General features: G+C 39.0%; 7 protein-coding genes and 3 rRNA genes (2 of these 10 cut by a window edge). 6 read left to right on the top strand and 4 right to left on the bottom strand.

Features of this window, described 5'->3' with window-relative positions; all coding sequences use genetic code 11:
• Positions 1 to 706: the 3' end of a glycosyltransferase gene (locus MKY00_RS01625; RefSeq protein WP_016716314.1), read on the top strand. The gene continues 1,226 nt to the left of window position 1, outside the view; the window shows 706 of its 1,932 coding nt (coding positions 1,227-1,932); the start codon falls outside the window, past its left edge; the stop codon is at positions 704 to 706.
• Between the two features lie 66 nt (positions 707 to 772).
• Positions 773 to 1,549 carry a class I SAM-dependent methyltransferase gene (locus tag MKY00_RS01620; RefSeq protein ID WP_016716313.1) on the top strand — a complete coding sequence of 259 codons (777 nt, stop codon included), beginning with the start codon at positions 773 to 775 and terminating at the stop codon, positions 1,547 to 1,549.
• 40 nt (positions 1,550 to 1,589) lie between these two features.
• On the opposite strand, the gene MKY00_RS01615 is transcribed toward MKY00_RS01620, so the two are convergent.
• Complete coding sequence (locus MKY00_RS01615) at positions 1,590 to 2,534, bottom strand: NAD-dependent epimerase/dehydratase family protein (RefSeq protein ID WP_001230824.1); 945 nt, start codon at positions 2,532 to 2,534, stop codon at positions 1,590 to 1,592.
• 271 nt (positions 2,535 to 2,805) lie between these two features.
• On the opposite strand from MKY00_RS01615, the gene MKY00_RS01610 reads away from it, so the two are divergent.
• The 4 genes from MKY00_RS01610 to MKY00_RS01595 all read left to right on the top strand — a co-directional run bounded on the left by MKY00_RS01610 (position 2,806) and on the right by MKY00_RS01595 (position 6,715).
• Positions 2,806 to 3,600 carry a sulfotransferase family 2 domain-containing protein gene (locus MKY00_RS01610; protein ID WP_016716312.1) on the top strand — a complete coding sequence of 265 codons (795 nt, stop codon included), beginning with the start codon at positions 2,806 to 2,808 and terminating at the stop codon, positions 3,598 to 3,600.
• Positions 3,601 to 3,802: 202 nt separating this feature from the next.
• A complete protein-coding gene (locus MKY00_RS01605; protein WP_016716311.1) occupies positions 3,803 to 4,525 on the top strand; it encodes a class I SAM-dependent methyltransferase in 723 nt (240 codons plus the stop codon).
• A 26-nt stretch (positions 4,526 to 4,551) separates the two neighbouring features.
• Positions 4,552 to 5,424 carry a class I SAM-dependent methyltransferase gene (locus MKY00_RS01600; RefSeq protein ID WP_016716310.1) on the top strand — a complete coding sequence of 291 codons (873 nt, stop codon included), beginning with the start codon at positions 4,552 to 4,554 and terminating at the stop codon, positions 5,422 to 5,424.
• A 214-nt stretch (positions 5,425 to 5,638) separates the two neighbouring features.
• Positions 5,639 to 6,715 carry a glycosyltransferase WbsX family protein gene (locus tag MKY00_RS01595; RefSeq protein WP_016716309.1) on the top strand — a complete coding sequence of 359 codons (1,077 nt, stop codon included), beginning with the start codon at positions 5,639 to 5,641 and terminating at the stop codon, positions 6,713 to 6,715.
• 14 nt (positions 6,716 to 6,729) lie between these two features.
• On the opposite strand, the gene rrf is transcribed toward MKY00_RS01595, so the two are convergent.
• The 3 genes from rrf to MKY00_RS01580 form a co-directional block, all read right to left on the bottom strand.
• Positions 6,730 to 6,845: ribosomal RNA gene (gene rrf / locus MKY00_RS01590) — 5S ribosomal RNA — on the bottom strand.
• Between the two features lie 49 nt (positions 6,846 to 6,894).
• Positions 6,895 to 9,816: ribosomal RNA gene (locus tag MKY00_RS01585) — 23S ribosomal RNA — on the bottom strand.
• Between the two features lie 146 nt (positions 9,817 to 9,962).
• A 16S ribosomal RNA gene (locus MKY00_RS01580) occupies positions 9,963 to 10,000 on the bottom strand; it runs 1,513 nt beyond the window's last position.
• Together the 16S, 23S and 5S rRNA genes form the textbook arrangement of a ribosomal RNA operon.

Here is a 10,000-nt window from a genome sequence, read left to right as displayed (position 1 = left end):
TAGCGTATCTATATTTGAAAAGCTGCTCTCAAATGAAAATAAACACCACCTGAAAGTTCAGCAGATTATTAATGATAAAAATTCTGGTTCTGTATTTAAACAATGGATAAAAGGTGTCTCTGCAGCAACCGGTGATTATATTTGGATTGCTGAGGCCGATGACTTATGTGATCAGACATTTTTAGAAGAAGTAATACAAGGGTTTCATATAGATAGTGATGTTGCCTTAAGCTACACACAATCAAAACAAATAGATGAACAAGGAAATATCTTGGCCAATCATTATTTGGATTACACAAATGATATTGATAAGGAAAAATGGCAGAGTTCTTATGTCCGAAAAGGGATAGATGAAATACAAGATACGTTACTTATCAAAAACACCATACCTAATGTCTCAAGTGTAGTTTTTAAAAACATAGATATAAAAACAATAGCAAAACAATTGGAAAAGTTTAAAATAGCTGGCGATTGGTTTTTCTATGTTTCTCTCCTTAAAGAGGGGAACATTTATTTTAATCCAAAACCTCTAAACTATCATAGACGACATACAAATAGCGTAACAAGAACAGAAGATTCATATTCCCACTACAGTGAAGTTGTACAAATGCAGAATTTCATTAAAGACACCTTTACTATCGACGACATTTCAAAAAAGAAAATGTATGCATATAGAAAGTACCTTGAAGCATATTTGAAGGTTTAATTATATATTTTCTTTATCATCAGTATCTCTTGTAAGACATTACTATTATTTAAGGGGTGTTACTCTTTGAAAGAATTTATAGAGGCAAATAAACATTTGATTTCTCAAATTGCACAAAAATACAATGTAAGTGCAAATATCCACCCAGAAGATCATATCTTTCAATTCCTTATCACAAATCCAGTCTTTCCATCTAAAAAAGAAGCAATAGATTATTATTTTAAAGATGGAAGAAAATCAGCAGAAACACTCTTAGATTTAATTACTTCCTTTTATCCTCCTGTAGACACTCCAATTCAATTATTAGAATTCGCATCCGGATATGGCTGCGTAACACGTCATTTATTAAATCAGCAAACGAACTTAAGTATAACTACTTGCGATATACACGAAGAGGCTATTACTTTTATTGAAAACACATTACATACTTCATCTCTATTATCTCACCCTGAACCAGAACAAGTAAAATTAGCCTCGTCTACGTATGATATCGTTTTTTGTCTATCCTTTTTTTCTCATATGCCTGATACAACTTGGTTTCGTTGGCTTCAAACATTGTATAACGCTGTTTCCCCTGACGGATTATTCATTTTCACAACTCATGGATATCAAAGTAAAAAGCACTTCGGTTTTCCCGCTTTAAATGAACAGGGGTATTGGTTTCTTCCCTCTAGCGAACAACTCGATTTAGATGTTCATCAATACGGGCAAACGATTGTTAGCCCCTCTTACGTATGTGACAAAATTAAATTATTACCTTATAATCCTATTATCAAAAAATACACTGAAGGTTTTTGGTGGGAACATCAAGATCTTTGGGTAATAAAAAAAGAAATAAAATAATAAACCACGCTCTACTTATACAGAAGTAGGGCATGGCTTATTATTTTTTACTATATAAGAACTCTTCAATCCATAGCTTATTTAATCTAATTCCACTTTTGAAATCCACTTTCGGTTCCCAATTACATTCTCGTCTTACTCTATCTATATTTAAAATGATTTTTTGAACGTTTTCTTGCTTTTGTTTATAGCAGATAAATTCCACTTTTCTTTCCGTTAATTTCTCCAATTCTACTATAATTCGTTTTAAAGAGAGACCCTTTCCGCTACCTATATTATACACACAAAATTTCAAGTGATTTAATTGCGATAGTTGTATAGTAACTTCCACTAAATCATCGATATAAATATAATCTCGAATAATCTCTTGTGGATTCCCATATATATTAATCTTTTCATTACTGAGATGCTGATACAAAAAACAATTTATTGCTCCAACTTTCTTTAACGGGTTTTGATATTTTCCATACGGATTAGAATATCTACATACAACATAGTCCATTCCATATTTTTTCTTATAAAAGTACAAATAATTTTCAAGCGACACCTTTGTTATTCCATAAGGAGAAAGTGGTTTTAATGGATGTTCCTCATCAATAGGCAGATATTCCGGTTCACCATAAACTGTGCCTCCAGAAGACGCTAATACGATTTTTTTAATAGGGAAATTTTTAGCACTTTCCATGAAATTAAGAAAAAAAAGGCTACTATTTATATCTCCGAAAACATCTTCAATTGAAGTTGTTACATTAGACGTTGCAGCTAAATAAATAATTATATCCACATTCACTAAAGCTTTATATATATCTTCAACATTTGCTAAATCACCTTTAATAAATTCAACCTCACTTATAATATTTTGAGGAAAATTATTTATATGTCTGGAAAATACTTTTACATTTTGGCCTTTTTTCAATAAACCTAATGCGAGGTTAATACCAATGAAACTATTTCCACCTACTATTAAATAATTATTCTTCCGCATAATATCCTCTCTAGTAATAAGATTTTTGCTTATCACACCTAGAAATACAAATAAATGAACTTAGTCAATTCTATTATTGAGTCTCTTATAATTGTATGCCCCTTATAAATTTTCATTATCTTTATTTTTTATTTCCCCTTTAGAATCACTACCTTATTTAAGCCGCCCGAAAAAACACTCATAATATTTACTCATTCCTATGAATATATTGGATTAGTAAAAGCTTTCCCCTTCTCCATAAATAAAACTTTCAAAAAGGAGCACTACATGTATGAAGAATGTAAATCAAGAGCTTTTAAATCATGTAATTCTACATAAAGATCGAATCCCACATTTCCATAAAGACTTTCCCCTTATACTATTCTGGAGCCACAGAAGCGGATGCACTACTTTAGCTAATTGGTTCTTTTTTCAAATTGGATTGTTTAATGAAGCAAAGAAATACCATGACTTTATTCATTACTATGAATTCTGGGTGTATAAAAACAACACCCACTACATACCAGAGTTACAAAATGGTCTTCTAACAGCAGAAAAAGATGTTTGTAAACTCGTACGAAATCCCTATACAAGGGCCGTCAGCTCATTTTTATTACTTGCTGACAATCCATATGCAATTCCTCAATGGGAAAGTATCCGCCAGTATTTATATAATGACAAATATAGTAACCGAGGAATATCATTTAAACAATTTTTATATTACGTTCGAGCATTAGGCCCCAATTCCATAGCAATGGATATACATTTTAGTCAGCAATACGTTCCGGGTGAAGAAAATTTCATCCAACACTATATTCCTTTAGAAGATTTTAATACACAAATCACCAAAATAGAACATACGTACGATTTGGTTAAATCTAATTTAGCGCTACTTACAAATTCAGATCATCATCGCGCTCATAAAATGATGTATACAGGAAGCTATGCAGAGCTCAGCATTACAGATGTCGCCTTCCCTCGTTTTCCGACATATGAAAGTTTTTATGATGAAGAAACAATGGCGTTAGTTACAGAAATATATGCACAAGACTTTGAAATGTATCCGTACACGAAAGGGATATTTTAAATCGATACATTCTTCAATGAATAAAAGCGAATGTATCGCATAGCATAAAGTGAAACTTTAATTAGAGTGGGGTTCTCCCCCGCTAATTATTCCCTTCTACCAATTTTACTGTTATAGATTCCCTAAATTTCACCTACCCTCTTTGAATTCACTGATTATTGACGCATGTGCCATATGCATTTTTACACAGGAGTGATGTCATGTGGAAGGTAATTTGAAACATAATAACGGATACTGCGTTATTTGTGAGAAGGAAGCTACATTTATAGAGCATAACGATTGGCTTAGAGATCACTACTTATGTTCTACATGCCACTCTATACCAAGGCAAAGAGCTTTAATTCATGTTTTAAATACATTTTTTCCAAAATGGGGTTCCTATCATATTCACGAATCCTCACCTGGAGGGATTACAACTCAACTACTAATAAAAAACTGCAAAAACTATACATACTCTCAATACTTTAAAAACTATCCTCTCGGCCAATACTTTCAAGGGATTAGATGCGAGAACTTAGAAAACATGACTTTCCAAGATGAATCTTTTGATTTGTTCATTACTCAAGATGTCTTTGAACATGTAATGGAACCAAACAAAGCCTTTAAAGAAATAGAGCGTGTATTAAAGCCTGGCGGTGCTCATGTGTTTACTGTCCCTTGGTACCACACTCTTCCAAAAACTTTGCAAAGGGCAAGAATCAATGAGGATGGAATTGAGTATATTGAAGAGCCAATTTATCACGGAAATCCTATTGATGAGAATGGGTCTTTAGTAACATTTGATTGGGGCCAAGATATGATTGAATATATTTATACACATGCAAATATGTATACCCTAGTTTATTTACAAAAGGATAAATCACTGGGCTTAGATGCTGAATTTTTACACGTTTTTATTAGTAGAAAACAAGAAAATAATTTTTAGGCACTATATAATTTGGAGGTTAACAAATGGATGACTTTAAGTTAGGAAGTGATTTTGATAACCTTGTTAGCCCGCTTTCTGATGTTGATCTTCTTCATCTATTTGTACAAAGTTGCTCACAAACAAAGATAAATGGTGTCCCAGTACCTATGTTCCCCCCTGAAGAAATTCAACAACAGTTTGTAGGTGCTTCCTATGAACATGCTCTTTATGAAGCATATTTGTTTTATAGACTTGTAAAAACATACGCCCATAATTTAGGCGTTCCCTTGAATAAAGAACGGAAAATTTTAGACTTTGGTTGTGGCTGGGGAAGAATCATACGCTTCTTTTTTAAAGATGTTCGCCATAAAAATTTGCTTGGTATTGATGTAGACCCTGTAATGATTAACCTTTGTAACGAAACTTTAGGAAGAGGCAGATATAAAATAGCTCCCCCACAACCTCCTGCAGAATTTATTAATGACAATTCATTAGACATCATATTCGCTTATTCTGTATTCTCACATTTATCCGAAGAAACTGCAGAAAATTGGATAAAGGAATTTTCAAGAATTCTTCGTCCAGGTGGCATCTTCATCGCCACAACACAAGCGCGCTATTTTCTCGATTTTTGTCAACAATTTAAGGAACACCCTGAATTAATTCAGACAGGATGGCATAAAACTTTATCTCAAGCTTTTCCAGATATAAATCGTGCCATCTCGGATTATGAAAGCGGCAATTTTGTCCACAGCCCTACGGGAGCTGGAGACGTTAGAAATAGTAGCTTCTACGGAGAAACTGTTATACCTAGAACTTATATTAAAAATCACTATGAGAAGTATTTAAAGCTGCGGGACTTTTTTGATGATGCAAACCGATTACCCCAAGCTCTATTTGTTCTCCAAAAAGATTAACTCTTTCGCTCATTGTATAATGAAGATTATTTTATTTCTCAGCCGTATATATTAAAACATTAAAGATTTCCATATCAAGCAAACTATACAAAAAAATTCATTATGAGGCATAAACAGAGTAAGTAAATAACGGTTCTCATGCTTTAACTAGATTCGAAAAATCAAAAATAACTTCCCACCACTTGAACTACGAAGCACATAAGGGGGATATATCTTGAAAATAATTGCTTTTTACTTACCACAGTTTCATCAAATAAAAGAAAATGACCGATGGTGGGGAAAAGGTTTTACTGAATGGACAAATACTAAAAGTGCACGACCTTTATTTTCGGGACATTATCAACCTAGAGAACCTTATCAAGATTTTTATTACGACTTAACCACCCCATCCGTAAGAAAGTGGCAAGCAGAAATTGCTAAAGCACACGGCATATATGGTTTTTGTTATTACCATTACTGGTTTAAAGGGAAGAGGCTATTGGAGAGACCATTTAATGAGGTACTTCAGATGGGCGAACCAGATTTTCCATTTTGCCTATCTTGGGCAAATGAACCATGGACAAAAACTTGGGATGGTCTTGATAGTCACATATTAATGCCTCAAAATTACGGAGAATTATCAGATTGGAAAGAACACTTTGATTATTTATTACAAGCTTTCCAAGATGAGAGGTATATCCGTATAGATGATAAACCACTATTCATTATTTATCGTCCTGGGCATATACCTAATTGTGAGCAGATGCTTAACTACTGGAATACACTCGCACAAGAAAATGGTTTGAAAGGTATATACTTCACAGAAACATTAAACAGCTTTCCACTTCCTAATATAAATGGATTTGATGCTAGCATTCAATTCGAGCCTTTTTATACAATTGCTCATGATAGTTCTTCCGACATAAATAAGATAATATATGAATCTGGTAAACAAATAAACGCTTGGGATTATGATAAAGTGTGGATGTATATATTAAAACGATCTCCTTCAGAGAAAAAAACATTTCCCGGTGCCTTTGTTGACTGGGATAACACAGCACGCCGCAAAGATTTAAATAGCAGCATTTTCGTAGGCTCTACTCCTGAGAAGTTCACGATATATTTAAGTAAGCAAATCCAGCGCACCTATTCTCTTTACAACAGCGAGTTTTTATTTATTAATGCGTGGAATGAATGGGCAGAAGGTACTTACTTAGAACCAGATAAAAGGCATGGCTTTGCCTATTTAGAAGGAGTTAAACAAGCAATTAGTAGAGGTATGAAAGCATACAAAAAAGACGAGTCATTCTGACTCGTCTTACAGTTGCTTGGCGACGTCCTACTCTCACAGGGACAAGGTCCCAACTACCATCGGCGCTAGAGAGCTTAACTTCCGTGTTCGGTATGGGAACGGGTGTGACCTCTCTGCCATCATCACCAAACTATGAAGGCATATTCCTTCAAAACTAGATAACATTTGCTTCATATTATATGGTTAAGTCCTCGATCTATTAGTATTCGTCAGCTCCACATGTCACCATGCTTCCACCTCGAACCTATCAACCTGATCATCTTTCAGGGATCTTACTAGCTTACGCTATGGGAAATCTCATCTTGAGGGGGGCTTCATGCTTAGATGCTTTCAGCACTTATCCCTTCCGCACATAGCTACCCAGCTATGCCCTTGGCAGAACAACTGGTACACCAGCGGTGCGTCCATCCCGGTCCTCTCGTACTAAGGACAGCTCCTCTCAAATTTCCTACGCCCACGACGGATAGGGACCGAACTGTCTCACGACGTTCTGAACCCAGCTCGCGTACCGCTTTAATGGGCGAACAGCCCAACCCTTGGGACCGACTACAGCCCCAGGATGCGATGAGCCGACATCGAGGTGCCAAACCTCCCCGTCGATGTGGACTCTTGGGGGAGATAAGCCTGTTATCCCCGGGGTAGCTTTTATCCGTTGAGCGATGGCCCTTCCATGCGGAACCACCGGATCACTAAGCCCGACTTTCGTCCCTGCTCGACTTGTAGGTCTCGCAGTCAAGCTCCCTTATGCCTTTGCACTCTACGAATGATTTCCAACCATTCTGAGGGAACCTTTGGGCGCCTCCGTTACACTTTAGGAGGCGACCGCCCCAGTCAAACTGCCCACCTGACACTGTCTCCCGGGTCGATAAGACCCGTAGGTTAGAATTTCAATACAGTCAGGGCGGTATCCCACCAGCGCCTCCACCGAAGCTAGCGCTCCGGTTTCAAAGGCTCCCGCCTATCCTGTACAAACTGTACCAAAATTCAATATCAGGCTACAGTAAAGCTCCACGGGGTCTTTCCGTCCTGTCGCGGGTAACCTGCATCTTCACAGGTACTATAATTTCACCGAGTCTCTGGTTGAGACAGTGCCCAAATCGTTACACCTTTCGTGCGGGTCGGAACTTACCCGACAAGGAATTTCGCTACCTTAGGACCGTTATAGTTACGGCCGCCGTTTACTGGGGCTTCAGTTCAGAGCTTCGCTTACGCTAACCCCTCTCCTTAACCTTCCAGCACCGGGCAGGTGTCACCCCCTATACTTCGCCTTACGGCTTCGCAGAGAGCTGTGTTTTTGCTAAACAGTCGCTTGGGCCTATTCACTGCGGCTTTCCGTTAAGAAAGCACCCCTTCTCCCGAAGTTACGGGGTCATTTTGCCGAGTTCCTTAACCAGAGTTCTCTCGCACACCTTAGGATTCTCTCCTCGCCTACCTGTGTCGGTTTGCGGTACAGGCACCTTTTATCTCGCTAGAAGCTTTTCTTGGCAGCGGGGAATCAAAGACTTCGCTCCATAAGGAGCTTCCCCATCACAGCTCAGCCTTCACGATAAGCGGATTTGCCTACTTATCAGCCTAACTGCTTGGACGTGCACAACCAATCGCACGCTTCTTCTATCCTTCTGCGTCCCTCCATTGCTCAAACGATAAAGAGGTGGTACAGGAATATCAACCTGTTGTCCATCGCCTACGCCTGTCGGCCTCGGCTTAGGTCCTGACTAACCCTGAGCGGACGAGCCTTCCTCAGGAAACCTTAGGCATTCGGTGGACGGGATTCTCACCCGTCTTTCGCTACTCATACCGGCATTCTCACTTCTAAGCACTCCACCAGTCCTTCCGGTCTGACTTCACTGTCCTTAGAACGCTCCCCTACCACTGATACCATTGGTATCAATCCGCAGCTTCGGTGGTGTATTTAGCCCCGGTACATTTTCGGCGCAGAGTCACTCGACTAGTGAGCTATTACGCACTCTTTAAATGGTGGCTGCTTCTAAGCCAACATCCTAGTTGTCTAAGCAACTCCACATCCTTTTCCACTTAATACACACTTTGGGACCTTAGCTGGCGGTCTGGGCTGTTTCCCTTTTGACTACGGATCTTATCACTCGCAGTCTGACTCCTAAGGATAAGTCATTGGCATTCGGAGTTTGACTGAATTCGGTAATCCGATGAGGACCCCTAGTCCAATCAGTGCTCTACCTCCAAGACTCTTACACTTAAGGCTAGCCCTAAAGCTATTTCGGGGAGAACCAGCTATCTCCAGGTTCGATTGGAATTTCTCCGCTACCCACACCTCATCCCCGCACTTTTCAACGTGCGTGGGTTCGGGCCTCCATTCAGTGTTACCTGAACTTCACCCTGGACATGGGTAGATCACCTGGTTTCGGGTCTACGACCACGTACTAAACGCCCTATTCAGACTCGCTTTCGCTGCGGCTCCGCCTCTTCAGCTTAACCTCGCACGGGATCGTAACTCGCCGGTTCATTCTACAAAAGGCACGCCATCACCCGTTAACGGGCTCTGACTATTTGTAGGCACACGGTTTCAGGATCTCTTTCACTCCCCTTCCGGGGTGCTTTTCACCTTTCCCTCACGGTACTGGTTCACTATCGATCACTAGGGAGTATTTAGCCTTGGGAGATGGTCCTCCCAGATTCCGACGGAATTTCACGTGTTCCGCCGTACTCAGGATACATTCAAGAGAGAACGAAGTTTCGACTACGGGGTTGTTACCCTCTACGACGGACCTTTCCAGGTCGCTTCGTCTACCTCGTTCCTTTGTAACTCCGTATAGAATGTCCTACAACCCCAAGAGGCAAGCCTCTTGGTTTGGGCTATGTTCCGTTTCGCTCGCCGCTACTCAGGAAATCGCATTTGCTTTCTCTTCCTCCAGGTACTTAGATGTTTCAGTTCCCTGGGTCTGTCTTCCTTACCCTATGTATTCAGATAAGGATACCATACCATTACGTATGGTGGGTTTCCCCATTCGGAAATCTTCGGATCAAAGCTTACTTACAGCTCCCCGAAGCATATCGGCGTTAGTCCCGTCCTTCATCGACTCCTAGTGTCAAGGCATCCACCGTGCGCCCTTTCTAACTTAACCAAACTAAAAATTAAAAAATATGAGCTACACTGTTATCTAGTTTTCAAAGAACATACATTTATATATGAGAGATAGTTCTCTCAAAACTGAACAAAACGAAACACGGAAACTTATATTGATGAACAGCGTTCATCAATTCTCCATAGAAAGGAGGTGATCCAGCCGCACCTTCCGATACGGCTAC

Origin of the sequence: Bacillus sp. FSL R9-9834, from assembly GCF_038006905.1 — a bacterium.
Classification (GTDB): domain Bacteria; phylum Bacillota; class Bacilli; order Bacillales; family Bacillaceae_G; genus Bacillus_A; species Bacillus_A pacificus.
The sequence above is the reverse complement of the archived record's forward strand: the minus strand, read 5'-3'. Positions and strand labels throughout refer to the sequence as shown.

Excerpts from the sequence above, each read along its gene's own strand:
- MKY00_RS01600 (WP_016716310.1), top strand. The coding sequence starts at position 4,552 with ATGGATGACTTTAAGTTAGGAAGTGATTTTGATAACCTTGTTAGCCCG.
- MKY00_RS01610 (WP_016716312.1), top strand. The coding sequence starts at position 2,806 with ATGAAGAATGTAAATCAAGAGCTTTTAAATCATGTAATTCTACATAAA.
- MKY00_RS01615 (WP_001230824.1), bottom strand. The coding sequence starts at position 2,534 with ATGCGGAAGAATAATTATTTAATAGTAGGTGGAAATAGTTTCATTGGT.